12 protein-coding genes are annotated in these 14,191 nt (G+C 59.2%); 7 read left to right on the top strand and 5 right to left on the bottom strand.

What is annotated here, in order from left to right; genetic code table 11:
* The first annotated feature begins 77 nt into the window (after positions 1 to 77).
* From BDE40_RS08520 to BDE40_RS08510, 3 genes are all read left to right on the top strand, one after another.
* Complete coding sequence (locus BDE40_RS08520; protein WP_134014163.1) at positions 78 to 1,157, top strand: AI-2E family transporter; 1,080 nt, start codon at positions 78 to 80, stop codon at positions 1,155 to 1,157.
* Positions 1,158 to 1,161: 4 nt separating this feature from the next.
* The gene (locus BDE40_RS08515; RefSeq protein WP_134014162.1) at positions 1,162 to 1,833 is read left to right on the top strand and encodes a DnaA/Hda family protein; all 672 of its coding nucleotides are present in this window, start codon (positions 1,162 to 1,164) and stop codon (positions 1,831 to 1,833) included.
* A gap of 81 nt (positions 1,834 to 1,914) precedes the next feature.
* The gene (locus BDE40_RS08510) at positions 1,915 to 4,089 is read left to right on the top strand and encodes an RNA degradosome polyphosphate kinase (RefSeq protein WP_134014161.1); all 2,175 of its coding nucleotides are present in this window, start codon (positions 1,915 to 1,917) and stop codon (positions 4,087 to 4,089) included.
* Here the strand turns inward: BDE40_RS08510 and BDE40_RS08505 are convergent.
* Positions 4,086 to 5,129: a YeeE/YedE family protein gene (locus BDE40_RS08505; protein WP_134014160.1), complete on the bottom strand. Its 1,044-nt coding sequence runs from the start codon at positions 5,127 to 5,129 to the stop codon at positions 4,086 to 4,088. The two genes, BDE40_RS08510 and BDE40_RS08505, sit on opposite strands and share 4 nt — an antisense overlap.
* 255 nt (positions 5,130 to 5,384) lie before the next feature.
* On the opposite strand from BDE40_RS08505, the gene BDE40_RS08500 reads away from it, so the two are divergent.
* Both BDE40_RS08500 and proS read left to right on the top strand, forming a co-directional pair.
* A complete protein-coding gene (locus BDE40_RS08500) occupies positions 5,385 to 6,908 on the top strand; it encodes a Ppx/GppA family phosphatase (RefSeq protein ID WP_134014159.1) in 1,524 nt (507 codons plus the stop codon).
* A gap of 107 nt (positions 6,909 to 7,015) precedes the next feature.
* On the top strand, positions 7,016 to 8,353 hold the full coding sequence (proS, locus tag BDE40_RS08495) for a proline--tRNA ligase (protein WP_134014158.1): 1,338 nt from the start codon (positions 7,016 to 7,018) through the stop codon (positions 8,351 to 8,353).
* A 193-nt stretch (positions 8,354 to 8,546) separates the two neighbouring features.
* Here the strand turns inward: proS and BDE40_RS08490 are convergent, their stop codons facing one another.
* Complete coding sequence (locus tag BDE40_RS08490) at positions 8,547 to 10,100, bottom strand: alanine/glycine:cation symporter family protein (protein ID WP_134014157.1); 1,554 nt, start codon at positions 10,098 to 10,100, stop codon at positions 8,547 to 8,549.
* Positions 10,101 to 10,110: 10 nt separating this feature from the next.
* Positions 10,111 to 10,548 carry a universal stress protein gene (locus BDE40_RS08485; protein WP_134014156.1) on the bottom strand — a complete coding sequence of 146 codons (438 nt, stop codon included), beginning with the start codon at positions 10,546 to 10,548 and terminating at the stop codon, positions 10,111 to 10,113.
* Between the two features lie 395 nt (positions 10,549 to 10,943).
* Between BDE40_RS08485 and BDE40_RS08480 the strand changes: the two genes are divergently transcribed.
* On the top strand, positions 10,944 to 12,209 hold the full coding sequence (locus tag BDE40_RS08480; protein ID WP_134014155.1) for a lipoprotein-releasing ABC transporter permease subunit: 1,266 nt from the start codon (positions 10,944 to 10,946) through the stop codon (positions 12,207 to 12,209).
* Positions 12,202 to 12,885, top strand: coding sequence for an ABC transporter ATP-binding protein (locus BDE40_RS08475; protein WP_134014154.1), 684 nt, complete (start codon positions 12,202 to 12,204; stop codon positions 12,883 to 12,885). Before BDE40_RS08480 ends, BDE40_RS08475 begins: the two co-directional genes overlap by 8 nt.
* On the opposite strand, the gene BDE40_RS08470 is transcribed toward BDE40_RS08475, so the two are convergent.
* Positions 12,882 to 13,829 carry an alpha/beta hydrolase gene (locus BDE40_RS08470; protein WP_134014153.1) on the bottom strand — a complete coding sequence of 316 codons (948 nt, stop codon included), beginning with the start codon at positions 13,827 to 13,829 and terminating at the stop codon, positions 12,882 to 12,884. The genes BDE40_RS08475 and BDE40_RS08470 overlap by 4 nt on opposite strands.
* Complete coding sequence (locus tag BDE40_RS08465) at positions 13,826 to 14,113, bottom strand: SCP2 sterol-binding domain-containing protein (protein WP_134014152.1); 288 nt, start codon at positions 14,111 to 14,113, stop codon at positions 13,826 to 13,828. Before BDE40_RS08465 ends, BDE40_RS08470 begins: the two co-directional genes overlap by 4 nt.
* Between the last annotated feature and the right edge of the window lie 78 nt (positions 14,114 to 14,191).

Raw genomic sequence — 14,191 nt, 5'->3', positions numbered from 1 at the left:
TTTTCGGTTACATTCGAGCGGAAGCCTTGAAACCCGCCGTTCCATAGGTCACATCTGAACGGGAAATGAGGGATATTATGGCGCTACCAGTCCGCGAGCAGGCAAAATATTGGGGCATCGCGACTGCGGTGTTCCTTTTGGCGTTGTGGTATCTGGGCGACGTCATGCTGCCCTTTATCGTCGGTGGCGCTATTGCCTACGGGCTGGACCCGTTGGCCGACCGGCTGGAGCGCATGGGCGCCAGCCGTGTTGTGGCCACGACGGTTATCAGCCTTGTGGCGATCTTGGTATTCATTCTGATGGCGGTTTTGATTATCCCGATGATCGTCAGCCAAGCGGCAGGCCTGTTCGAGAGCGCGCCGGACCTGTTTGCGCGTCTGCGTGACTTCCTGTCAGAGCGGTTTCCCGATCTGGGGGATGCAAACTCGACATTGCGCCAGTCGCTGTCCTCCATCGGAGCGACCATTCAAGAGCGGGGCGGCGCCTTTGCTCAAAGCGTGTTTTCCTCGGCCCTAGGGGTCATCAACGCCGTTGTATTTATCGTCGTGGTGCCTGTAGTGGCGTTCTACATGTTGCTCGACTGGGACAACCTTATCGCCAAAATCGACACATTGCTGCCACGCGACCACGCGCCTCAGGTCCGCAGGATCGCGGGGGAGATCGACAAAACCCTTGCCAGCTTTGTGCGTGGACAACTCACGGTGTGCTCCATCCTCGGTGTGTTCTACGCGGTCGGCTTGATGCTGGTTGGCCTCCAGTTCGGGCTGGTGGTCGGGTTTATTGCCGGGCTGATTTCATTCATTCCCTATGTCGGCGCCGTCATTGGCGGTGTCTTGGCGGTTGGCTTGGCCCTGTTCCAGTTCTGGGGTGAGCCCGCGATGATCGGGGCCGTGGCCGCCGTCTTTGTGGCAGGGCAGTTTCTGGAAGGGAACGTGCTGACGCCAAAACTGGTCGGCGAAAGTGTCGGCTTACACCCTGTCTGGCTGATGTTTTCCTTGTCGGTCTTTGGCACATTGTTCGGCTTTGTGGGCATGCTCGTAGCCGTACCAGTTGCGGCGTCGTTGGGTGTCGTGGCGCGCTTTGGGACGGAGCAGTACCGTTCAAGCCTCCTCTATAAGGGACTGGATCGCGACGAAGAGCCGGAAGGCGACAGTTAACACCATGTCTGAACAATTGACCTTTTCCCTACCCGCCAAAGAGGCGCTGGGGCGCGAAGATTATTTCGTGTCCGGTGCGAATGCGTTGGCCGTGGCTGCGGTTGAAAACTGGCTCAACTGGCCATTGAACAAGCTGGTTCTGGTAGGGCCGACAGGGTCCGGTAAAACCCATCTGGCGATGGTCTGGGCGCATGAAACAGGCGCGCGGATTGCGCGCGCGGATGCGTTGGATGATCCGGTAGCGTTGGCGCAGGGACCGCTGGTTATCGAAGACCTGCACCTGATCGCCGGTGATCGCACCGCGGAGACGCAGGCGTTTCATATGCATAACCTGATGCAGGAGGCGGGGCAGCCTATGCTGGTCACGTCTGCCCGTGCACCGGCTCGGATCGAGTTTGCGCTGCCAGACCTGCGAAGCCGGATGGAGGGCACCTCCATCGCCACGTTGGAGGCATTGGATGACGCGTTGCTGATGGCGCTGGTGATGAAAATGTTTTCCGATCGCCAGATCGCGCTGAAACCTGACCTTCTAAACTACATCCTGCCAAGATTGCCGCGCAGCTTTGACGCGGTGCGCGGGTTTGTCGAGACCATGGACGCCCGTGCGCTGGCCGAGAAACGCCCGATTGGCAAAGGGTTGGCCCGTGACGTTTTGGCCGAGATCGCACGTGAATAAGCGCCAGCCATCTGGACTCCGGCGCGCAAAATCCGCACATTCGTCATCGTGACCTTACATTCTCAAATCAAGACGCTTCCTATGTGTGGTGCTGACTTTCTGACATCCGGCTACCCCGAACCAGTGGAGATCGCTGATCTCGACACGCAGGGGCCTTCCCGGTTTTTCAATCGCGAACTGAGCTGGCTCGCGTTCAATTGGCGTGTGCTGGACGAGGCCGCGAATCCGCGCGTTCCCCTGATGGAGCGTGTGCGCTTTTTGGCGATTTCTTCGACCAATCTGGACGAGTTCTATACCGTGCGCGTCGCGGGTCTGCGCGAGCTGGCCAATGCGGGCAACCGCACGCCGTCCTCCGACGGACGGACGCCAGAAGAGCAGCTTGTGCTCATTGACCAGAACGCCCGCGCCCTGATCACCAAGCAGGACGCCGTTTGGGAAGCCCTGAAAGACGAGATGGAGGCCAGCGGTATCTGGCTGCTGGACGCCGAAGATGTGACCCCAAAGGATCGCGAATTCCTTGACCGTTATTTCATGTCGAACGTGTTTCCGGTGCTATCGCCGCTGGCGATTGACCCTGCGCACCCGTTTCCGTTTATCCCTAACGAAGGCTTCTCTTTGGCGTTGCAACTGGAGCGTGCCAGCGACGGTCGCACCTTGCAGGCGCTGCTGCCAATCCCTGCGCAGATCGAACGCTTCATTTCATTGCCCTGCGAGCCGGGCCAACAGCGCTTCCTGCCGATGGAGCAGTTGCTCACCATCAAGATCAGCGAGATGTTTCCGGGGTATCATGCCGTCGGGCATTGCGCGTTCCGCCTGCTGCGCGACAGCGATCTGGAGGTCGAGGAAGAGGCCGAAGACCTCGTGCGCGAATTCGAGGTGGCGTTGAAGCGGCGTCGGCGCGGTGAAGTTGTCCGGCTTAAAATCAGTTCCGGCGCGCCTACGAAACTGCGCAATCTGGTGATGAAAGCGCTGGAAGTGACCGAAACCGACGTGATCGAGATTTCGGGGATGATCGGCCTGTCTGACCTGAGCGAACTGGTGTCCGCCGCACCACCTGATTTGCTTTGGCCATCGTTTAGCCCGCGTGTGCCGGAACGGGTGCAGGACAATGACGGCGACATGTTTGCGGCCATTCGCCAGAAAGACATGCTGCTTCATCACCCCTATGAGAGCTTTGACATGGTGATCCGCTTTCTGGCGCAAGCCGCGCGGGATCCGAATGTGGTGGCGATCAAGCAGACGCTCTACCGGACCTCGAACGAGAGCCCGATTGTGGATGCCTTGTGTGAAGCCGCCGAGAATGGCAAATCCGTCACCGCCTTGGTGGAACTGAAAGCGCGGTTTGACGAGGCCGCCAACATTCGCCAATCGCGCAAGCTGGAACGCTCTGGCGCGCATGTGGTCTACGGGTTCATCAATTACAAAACTCACGCGAAGATCAGCACCGTGGTCCGCCGCGAGGGCGACACGCTGGTAACCTACACGCATTACGGGACCGGCAACTATCACCCGATCACGGCGCGGATTTATACCGACCTGAGCCTGTTTACCTGTGACGCGTCGCTGGGCCGCGATGCGACCAAAGTGTTCAACTATATCGGTGGATACGCGCAGCCGGAGCATCTTGAGAACCTGTATCTGTCACCTACGGGCATGAAGCAGAAGCTGATCAAGATGATCGACAAAGAGGCGGGTTATGCAGCTGATGGCAAGCCTGCGGAAATCTGGGCGAAGATGAACGCGGTTGTCGAAGCCGACGTGATCGATGCACTGTATCGTGCCTCGCAGGCGGGAGTGAAGATCAGCCTCGTTGTGCGCGGGATTTGCGCCGTGCGGCCCGGCATCAAAGGGCTGAGCGAGAATATCCGTGTCAAATCCATCGTCGGGCGCTTCTTGGAGCATTCCCGCATCGTGTGTTTTGGCAACGGGCACGGGCTGCCATCGAAGAAGGCCAAGGTTTATATGTCGTCGGCTGACTGGATGGGTCGCAACCTGAACCGTCGTGTGGAAACTCTGGTCGAGATCACCAATAAGACGGTGCAGGCACAAGTGATGAGCCAGATCATGGCAGCCAATCTGGCCGACACGGCGCAAAGCTGGATCCTGTCGCCGGATGGCTCCTATGTGCGGGCTGATGTCGAAGGGCAGGAGAACCCGTTCAATTGCCATCGGTTCTTTATGGAGAACCCGTCGCTGTCTGGCCGCGGGTCAGCAGGGGCAGGTGATGTGCCCGAGCTGACCCACACGCCTGATTAAGCGGGGACGGCCACCGCATTAGGTGACAGAGCGCGGCTGGTGGCCCAAGCACCGGCAACGATGCTGACCAACGCAACCAGTGCGGCGATGCTCAGGGAGGCCGAGCCGCTGAGACCTGCACCCACGGTGCAACCGCCAGCCAACACGCCCCCGAACCCCATCAAGACCGCGCCCAAGGCGTAGCGGCCTGTTTGTGCGGCGCTTTCGAAGGACGCGGTTTGCAATTCACCGCGCAAGGCTGCGCTGGCGAAACTGCCAAACAGGATGCCACCGATAAAGCCCGTGCCGAAGCCAGCCGGGACCGCAGTGGAGGCGATTACCCAAAACAGCGTATCGGACCACGGCAGCGTAAAGGCGGCGGATTGGATCGCAAGCGGGTCGAATTCGTCGAACAGCAGCACGCTCGTAGTGGCCCAGCCTAGGACAGGGACAAGGCCGATGACTACGCCAAGTGCCACATGGTGCCAAGACGGACGGAAGCGCTGGATCAACCAAGCGGCGGCGATGACGGCAACCGCGCCGCTGAGGGCCGCACCACCTGACAGCTCCGCGATGGAGGCGAAGGGCAGGTCGATGGTGACAGAGCCCAGAGCGGTACGAACGGGTGACAACACGCCTTTCAGCATGGCGTGCGCGGTAATAGCGAAGATGATCAGTACCGTGGCGGCACGCATGTTGCCGGTGGCGCTGAGTACCGTCAGGCGGGAGACGCAGCCGCGTGTCAGAACCATGCCCGCCCCGAAGGCGATGCCGCCGATGACGATGGCAAGGACAGCGAGATCGGTTGCAAGGAAGCGGTGATCCTCGATGGCGATGAAGCCGTAAGCACTGGCCAGTTGGAAGCCGAGGATCGCTGTCGCGAAGGCGGTGAGCCATACGGCACCCGCTGACCCACGGTCTTCGCTGTCGACGGCGACTGCGCGGCGCAGGCAGAACCGTGAGATTTGTGCCGCAACGCCGAAGACAAGGCCAAGGCCCAGCCCGAACAGCAATTGCAATGTGCGGGCTTCAAGGCCCCAATCGTAGGTTTCCAACAGCATCGAGTCTCTCCAATTAATCCCGTGCGGGATATCTGCCTAAATGACCTGCTGTCAAATGGGCAAAATGGAACGGGATGAGTAAAAATCCGCGATTAGTGGGAAATAATTCCCAAATGAGCATCCGCGCCTCTAACGCGTGCTGCTTTCGTCGCGCATTCCTCTTCTTGGTTCCTTTATCGCCCCTTTCGCATTGACGCCGCGCCCTGCCAGCCGCCATTGTCGCGGCGAACGCAAGAACCGGCAGCGAGACGAGCTTTGGACGGATATCACGACGAAGACGGCCCCTTTGGGCGCCCCCTGTTCAACGACCCAAAATCCAAGGCGCTGAAGCGGGTGGGAGCCATCGACGTGGGCTCCAACTCGGTGCGGATGGTGGTGTTTGACGGGGCTGCGCGCAGCCCTGCATATTTCTTCAACGAGAAAGTCATGGCGGGATTGGGTGCCGGTTTGTCCGAGACCGGGCACTTGAACCCCGAAGGCCGCGACCGCGCGCTGGCGGCGTTAAGGCGCTTTGCATTGTTGGCAAAGGGCATGGGCGTGTCACCGATGACCTGTGTTGCCACCGCAGCCGTTCGCGACGCGTCGGATGGTGCTGAGTTTCGTGCCGAAGTCGCTCGTGAAACCGGATTGAGCCTGTGGGTTGCCGAAGGTGTCGAAGAGGCACGTTTGTCGGCGCAAGGGGTGTTTCTGGGCTGGCCCGAAGCACGCGGGTTGATGTGCGATATCGGCGGCTCTTCCATGGAGCTGGCGGAGCTTGGCGACGGGGTTGTCGGGCGCCGTGTATCTTCGCAAATCGGCCCGTTGAAGCTGATGAGCATGAAGGGTGGAGCAAAGGCCCGCAAGGTGTTGATCGACGAGACGCTTGATGATCTTCGGGTGCAGATTGATGGCGATTACGAGACCTTGTTCCTTGTCGGTGGTTCGTGGCGGGCGATTGCGCGGTTGGATATGGAGCGTCGCGGCTACCCGCTGAAAGTGCTGCATGAATACCGGATGACTGCCAAATCCATCCTGCAAACTGTCAAATGGATCAACAAGTATTCCGTCGACGAGTTGCGGTCGATGACCGGCAATTCCGAGGCGCGTATGCGGCTTGTGCCAATCGCGTCACAGGTTCTTAAGTCCTTGATCCAGAGGTTTAAACCCAAATCCGTCGCGGTCTCCAGCTATGGTATCCGCGAGGGGCTGCTTTACGAACAAATGCCGTTCGAGTTGAAGCGCCGTGACCCGTTGATCGAGGCCTGTCGCTATGACGAGGCTATGAACGCGCGCATTCCGGGGTTCGGGAAGTTTCTGTACCGGTTTATCGAGCCGCTCTTTGATAAAGCGTCCCCCGAACGCATCCGACTGGTGAAGGCGGCTTGCTTACTGCATGACGTCAGCTGGCGCGCGCATCCCGACTACCGTGCCGAGGTGTGTTTCGACAACGCAACCCGTGCAAATCTGGGCGGGCTGGACCATCCGGGGCGCATTTTCCTCGGGACCGCCTTGCTGCACCGATATAAAAACTCTCGCTCCGGCACCCATTTTCAAGAGTTGTTCGACCTGTTGTCCGAACGCGAATTGCGTGACGCGGAAGTGTTGGGCAAGGCCATGCGGTTCGGGGCGATGTTCTCGGTGCAACGGCCCGAATTGATGGGGCAGCTGAAGTGGCACCCGAAGAAGCGATTGCTGAAACTGAAGTTGCACCCCGATACCAAAGCCTTGTTCGGGGAAGTGGCGCAGGCGCGGTTCGCCTCGCTTGCGTCGTCGCTGGACGCGGAGACGTTGGTTTCCTAATCGCGCGTACCATCCACAAATATTGAAAAACCGCGCGCCCCAACTTGGCAAGGGGCGGGCATTGGCGTAACTCGTGGGTAACCACTCATGAGAGAGACCCAGTACCCATGCGCATGTCCCGCTATTTCCTGCCCGTCCTGAAAGAAACCCCCTCGGAAGCGCAGATCGTGTCGCACCGCTATATGCTGCGTGCGGGTATGATAAAGCAGTCCTCCGCCGGTATCTATTCGTGGCTGCCTTTGGGTTACAAGGTCCTGAAAAAGATTGAAAATATCGTTCATGAAGAGCAGGCGCGGGCGGGGCATCTGCCGATGCTGATGCCGACGATCCAATCAGCGGATCTGTGGCGTGAAAGCGGACGGTACGACGATTACGGCGAAGAGATGCTGCGCATCAAGGATCGCCACGACCGCGATATGCTGTTCACGCCCACGGCCGAAGAATTGATTACCGACATCTTCCGCGCACATGTCGGCAGCTACAAAGACCTGCCGCTGACCATGTATCAGATCCAGTGGAAATTCCGCGACGAGGTGCGGCCACGGTTCGGTGTCATGCGGGGCCGTGAGTTTTACATGAAGGACGGATATAACTTCGATCTGACCAAAGAAGACGCGATGCATGCCTATAACCGCCATCTGGTGAGCTACCTGCGCACCTACGAGCGCATGGGGCTGCAAGCAATCCCGATGCGTGCGGATAGCGGCCCGATTGGCGGCGACGACACTCATGAATTCCTCGTGCTGGCAGACACGGGCGAGTCCGAGGTGTTCTATGACAGCGCCGTAACCGATCTGACTTTCGGCGACCGCGAGATCGACTATGACAATGTCGAGCAATGCGCTGGCGTGATGGAAGAATTCACCACGAAATATGCCCGCACAGACGAGACCCATGACGAGGCGCTATTCAATGCCATTCCCGAAGCGCGCCGCAAGACCGCCCGTGGCATCGAAGTTGGCCAGATATTCTACTTCGGCACCAAGTATTCCGAGGCGATGAAAGCCACCGTTCAGGGGCCGGACGGCAAGCCCGTGCCGGTTCACATGGGGTCGCACGGCATCGGCGTTTCCCGCCTTCTGGGCGCGATTATCGAGGCCAGCCATGACGACAAGGGCATCATCTGGCCGGAGGGCGTCACACCGTTCCATGTCGGAATTGTCAACCTCAAGCAGGGCGATGATGAGGCGGATGCGGCGTGCGAGTCGCTGTACAAGGCACTGACCGCTCTGGGCCTTGAGCCGCTCTATGACGACCGCGACGAACGGGCAGGGGGCAAGTTCGCCACCATGGACCTGATCGGCCTGCCATGGCGCATCACCGTCGGCCCGCGTGGGCTGAAAAACGGCGTGGTCGAACTGACCTCCCGCCGCACCGGCGAAAGCGAGGAGCTGTCTCCGGAAGAAGCGGTGAAGAAAGTGGCGGCGATTTACGATAATCACTGATCGAGCCATATGAAACTCTCGATTAGCTGTGGGATAACCACGGCGCTGGCATAATGCCGTGCCGTTATGGCTTACGGCCTAGAATATCGGCGGGTTGTTATTCGGCATTGCGCTTCCAATGCAGGTCGTTGACGTCTGATCCAACAAAAAAGGGGCGCCCTGAGGCGCCCCTGTTCAGATTTATGACGGCTGCTTAGTGGACGAACTTCTTGATCTCGCCCGATTTCAGACGGGCGCTGTAGGAGGCGAGCTCCTTGCGGACCAGCTTCATCAGGAAGTAGAGGCAGAAGATGTTGACCACCGCCATGGCGAAGATCGCCGCGTCGGAGAAGTCGATAACCGGTCCAAGCGAGGCCGCCGCACCGATCACGATGAACACGCAGAAGATCAGCTTGAACACCAGCTCGGAGGTTTTGCCCTCGCCGAACAGGTAGGTCCATGCTTTCAGTCCGTAGTAGCTCCACGAGATCATGGTCGAGAAGGCGAACAAGACCACGGCAATCGCCAGCACATACGGGAACCAGCTGATAGCTGACCCGAATGCCGCCGAGGTCAATGCCACGCCGCTGTTGCCGTCTACGGTTGCAATCGCACTGCCCGCTTCGTTGAGCATATAGTTGCCCGTTGCCGGATCGACGATCAGCTGTTGCGAGATCACGATGACCAAAGCGGTCATGGTACAGATGACGACGGTGTCGATCAGCGGCTCCAGCAAGGACACGAAGCCTTCGGTGATCGGTTCTTTGGTTTTCACCGCAGAGTGGGCAATCGCCGCAGAGCCAACGCCCGCCTCGTTCGAGAAGGCGGCCCGTTTGAACCCCTGTATCAGCGCCCCGACAAAGCCGCCTGCCACGCCCAGACCGGTGAAGGCCCCTGCGAAGATTTGGCCGAAGGCCCAACCGATTTTGTCGTAGTTGACGATCAGGATTACCAGTGCCGCGCCGACATAGAGGATGCCCATGAAGGGAACCACTTTCTCGGTCACTGCCGCGATGGATTTCACGCCACCCACGATCACCACAAACACCACGGCTGCAAAGATCACACCTGTGATCCAGCCAGGGTAGTCGCCCACGATGCCCGAGATTTGAGCATGTGCCTGATTGGCTTGGAACATGTTCCCGCCACCCAACGCACCAAGGATACAGAAGACCGAGAACAGCACCGCTAGGATTTTACCGCCCGGCAGACCCAGTTCGGTAAAGCCCTTTGAAATGTAGTACATCGGACCACCCGAGACGGTGCCGTCGGGGTATTCGTTGCGGTATTTCACGCCTAACGTACATTCGGTGAACTTGGACGCCATGCCCAGAAGACCCGCAAGGATCATCCAGAACGTAGCCCCCGGCCCGCCGATACCAACGGCCACGGCAACACCTGCGATGTTCCCAAGTCCCACGGTGCCTGAAAGGGCAGTTGCCAGAGCTTGGAAGTGGCTCACCTCGCCTGCGTCATTCGGGTCGGAGTAATCCCCTTTCACCAGACTGATCGCATGGCTGAAGAAGCGGAACTGGACGAAGCCGAAATAGATGGTGAAGATGGATGCCGCGACGACTAGCCACAACACGATCCATGGAAACGCCGTACCGGGAAGTGGCGCGAAGATGAAGTTGACGAAGGGGCCCGTTGCGGCTGCAAAAGCAGCGTTTACACGGGCGTCGAGGCTTGCGGCCTCCTGCGCCAAAGCGGGGCCGGCAGTGACTGCCAGCAATGCGGCAGAGGCCGCGGCTTGGGTAAATCGTTTCATGTCAGCCCCCTTAATTGACGACCGTGACGGGCACGCTGGCCTCCATCACGAGGTTCGCGGTTGAGCTGCCAAAGATGCGCTTGGACAGGCCTGATTCAGTGGAGCGACCGACGATAATCTGCGTGGCACCGGCCTCTTTGGCGATGTCGTTCAAAGTGTCGGCGACGTTGCCGTGACGCACGCGTCCGGTGGCTGTCAGTCCGCTATCGGTCAGTGATTTGACCGCAGGGGTCACGACGCGATCTTGGGCAGTCGAGATTTCCTCTTCGCGGCGCTTGTGACGCTGGGCGTTTTCTTCGGCGGTTTGGAAGGAATAAGGCGACCATTCAATAACATAGACCACGAGCAACTCGCAGGCATCAATCTGGCCTGCCAGGGTCTTCGCGAACTCTAGCGCGCGCTCCCCAGAGCTGTGCCCATCCAGGCCAATTACCAATTTAGTTGACATAATACTGTCTCCCATTGCGACCGCTCTTTGTTAGCTTTGCGCCTTGGCGAGAGACTTCTGGCTTCTAGTTTGAAGGCCTCAGCGCGTGTCTGCGGTCGAGTTTTTCTATCGTCTCTCACCAGTGAGTTTAGTCGATTCTGCTGAAATTCCACGATAAATCCGGTCGTGCGGCGGTGAATTTCGCCAAAATGTGGTTGGTTTTCGGGCAAATTGACCGCAGGGCAGCTTCGAGAGCGGTTCTGTTCAGTGTGCCTAGGCTTCGGCAACATGTCGCCTCTCAAGGCTTGACCCTCTATCGCGATCAGCGCAAACGTGGCGGCAAAACTCAAAGCCGGAGAGCGCCGTTGAGCAGCAACAGCCCCACCTCTACCCCCCCGTTTGCGGGATTCGAATGGATGATCGCGTGGCGCTACCTGCGCGCCAAACGTGCCGAAGGCGGCGTTTCAGTGATGACGTGGATCAGCTTGGTCGGCATCACGCTGGCCGTGGCCGCATTGATTATCACTTTGGCTGTGCGTTCGGGCTTCCGGTATGAATTTGTCGACACGATTTTGGGCGCGAATGCCCATGTCACGGTGTACTCGTCGGGTCAGACCAGCGAGACGGGGACCTATGCCCGCGTTATTCAGGACTATGACGGGCTGACAGCCAAGATGGCCAAGGCCGATGGTGTGGTGAGTGCCGCGCCACTGGTGAAGGGGCAGGTCATGGCGGCCGCGACATCAGGTGGCAATGCCGCAGCCGAGGTTTACGGAATCCGTGCCGATGATCTGTTTGGTGTGCGTCGTGTGGCAGAGCCTGAACAAAAGCTGGGTGATATTGCACAGTTTGGCGTGGCCAATAACGGCATGACCATCGCGATTGGCTGGGGGGTCGCCCGCAGTCTGGGTGTGTCCGTCGGCGACAAGGTCAAACTGATTTCGCCCAACGGCACTAAAACTGCCTTTGGCACCTCACCTCGCATTGTGGCGTTTGAGGTGGTCTACATTTTCCAAGTGGGCCGCTACGACATCGATCGCACGCGGGTCTATATGCCCTTCGACAAGGCGCAAGAATATTTCAATCGCGAAGGCGTGGCGGACGAGATCGAGGTGATCCTCGATGACCCCGAAAACGTCGGAAAACATGAGCGTGCGTTGCTCTCGGCTGCGGGCGAGGGGGCGCTGCTCTGGACATGGCAAGACAGCTCCGGCGCGTTCTTGAACGCGCTTGAGATGGAGGACAACGTGATGTTCCTGATCCTTTCGGTGCTGGTCTTGATCGCGTCGATGAACATCGTGTCGGGCTTGATCATGCTGGTGAAGAACAAGGGACGCGACATTGGTATCCTGCGCACCATGGGGCTGTCAGAAGGCTCGGTGTTGCGGGTGTTCTTCATCTGCGGTGCATCAATCGGCGTGATCGGAACCATTCTCGGCATGATCCTTGGCTGCCTGTTCGCCATCTATATCGACCAGATTTTCGGCGTCGTGAATTGGGTCGCGGGGGGCGGTGTGTGGGATCCTTCGATCCGTCTGATTTCCAAACTACCGGCGCGGCTGGAATGGGGCGACGTGCTGTCGGCAATCTCACTGTCGCTGTTCCTCAGCTTTGTGGTCACCATCTTTCCGGCCCGCCGTGCGGCCCGTATGAACCCTGTGGAGGCTTTGCGCTATGAGTAATGCGGCTTTGCTGATCGACGGGGTCGAGAAGGTTTACAACAAGGGTAAACCAAACGAGATTGCCGTGCTGCGTGGTGTTCAACTGGAGGTCGCACCGGGCGAGGTGGTTGCTATGGTGGCACCCTCCGGGGCTGGCAAGTCGACGCTGCTGCATATTGCTGGGTTGCTGGACACGCCTGATTCCGGTCGTGTGGTGATCGCAGGGGATGACCTGAGCGGCAAAAGTGACCGCGCGCGCACTGCCGCGCGACGCTCCAAGATCGGGTTCATCTACCAGTTCCACCATCTGCTGCCGGAGTTCACCGCGCTGGAGAATATCGTGCTGCCGCAACTGGCGGCGGGCGTGTCCAAACGCGACGCCGAAGCGCATGGGATGGATTTGCTGGGCAAGGTCGGCGTTGCGGAACGTGCATCCCACCGTCCCGGTGAATTGTCGGGCGGGGAGCAACAACGCGTGGCCTTCTGCCGTGCGCTGGCCAACAAACCGGGTTTGCTGCTGGCGGACGAGCCGACGGGCAACCTTGATCCGAAAACCTCGGATCAAGTGTTTGATGCGCTTATGGCTTTGGCGCGCAGCACTGGCTTGTCGGCCTTGATCGCCACGCATAACCTTGAGCTTGCGGGCCGGATGGACCGCATGGTGCGTTTGGAAAACGGGGTTTTGGTGGACGCTTAGGCGTCCTCTAGCGCGCCCAAGAACAGCTCGACCGTGGCGTCATAAACCTCGGCCTGTACGTCAGGCAGGTCCATGATCACCTCATGCTCCGCTCCATCGACCATACGCAACTCACCGTTATGCCAACGGGCCATGCGGTCGTGGATCGCCTTGGCGTCGACGATCCGTTCATTGGTGCCAAGGAAGGTGATCGTTGGCACGTTCGGGGTCGGGCTTAGAGACAAAGCGCGGCATTCTTTCAGCGCTTCGTTGAGCCACGCAAATGACGGGCCACCTAACGCCAATTCAGGATACGCCTCCAGCTGCTGGCGCATGCCTTCATACATCGCCGCATCGCGAGTGAGCAGGTTGTCTTCGAACGGTTGCACCAAAACGTAAGACTGCCCGGTCGTGCCGGGGGCCATAAGCTTTTCAAACTTGGTCTGACGGGTCAGGGTCGACAATGCCCATCCGGCGCTACGGCGCACCGGATCAAGGGCGATACCCCACATTGGGCCGGTGAACACGGCCGCGTCCACGGGCAAACCTTCGATCAACGCGCGCAGGCCAATGCAGCCGCCCATCGAGTGGCCGAGCAGGCCCATCGGTTCTGGCAGGTTCAACTCTGGCAGCGCCGCCATCACGGCAGCAATGTCGGTCTGGTATTCGTTGAACGCGTCCACATGGCCGATCAGCCGGTTGTCCAGCGCGCGGTCAGCCAGACCTTGCCCACGCCAGTCGATGGCGACCGTGGAAAAGCCACGCTCCATGAAGCCCTTCGCGGCGGGCCCGTATTTTTCGATATATTCCGTGCGACCCGGGAAAAGCAGCACTGTGCCTTTATCCCCGCCACCCCACACGCCGATGCGGATGCGAACACCGTCGGACGTCGTCAACCAATAGGCGCAACCGCCGTCAGGGCCGTTCGCAATGTCGGCGTGAAAAGGGGCAGGGGTCAAGCTCACGACAGGACCGAACCCAGCTTCATTGCGGTGCCCATATCGCCGTCTACCGAGAGCTTGCCGGACATAAACGCGGCGGTCGGGTTCATCTCGCCATCAAGTATCGCTTCGAAGGTTTCCGCATCGGCGGTCATCGTGCATTCGGCTTCTTCGTCGCCTGCGCGTACTCCGTCGCCGTCAACCATGATGGAGCCTTCGCCCTCGATCACGAATTTTACGGAGCCGTCGAAGCCACCGTCCATTTTGCCTGCAAGGGCCGATACGGCTTGATTAATTACGTCGCTCATGAAGAGGTCTCCTGAAAAAGTGATGTGGTGGATGGCTGCGCCTTTTGATTTTTGCAGATCACCCGCTAGAGTTAAAGG

This window comes from Litoreibacter halocynthiae, from assembly GCF_004365635.1.
Classification (GTDB): domain Bacteria; phylum Pseudomonadota; class Alphaproteobacteria; order Rhodobacterales; family Rhodobacteraceae; genus Litoreibacter; species Litoreibacter halocynthiae.
Note: the sequence above shows the minus strand (reverse complement) of the source record. Positions and strands in the feature narration are given on the sequence as shown.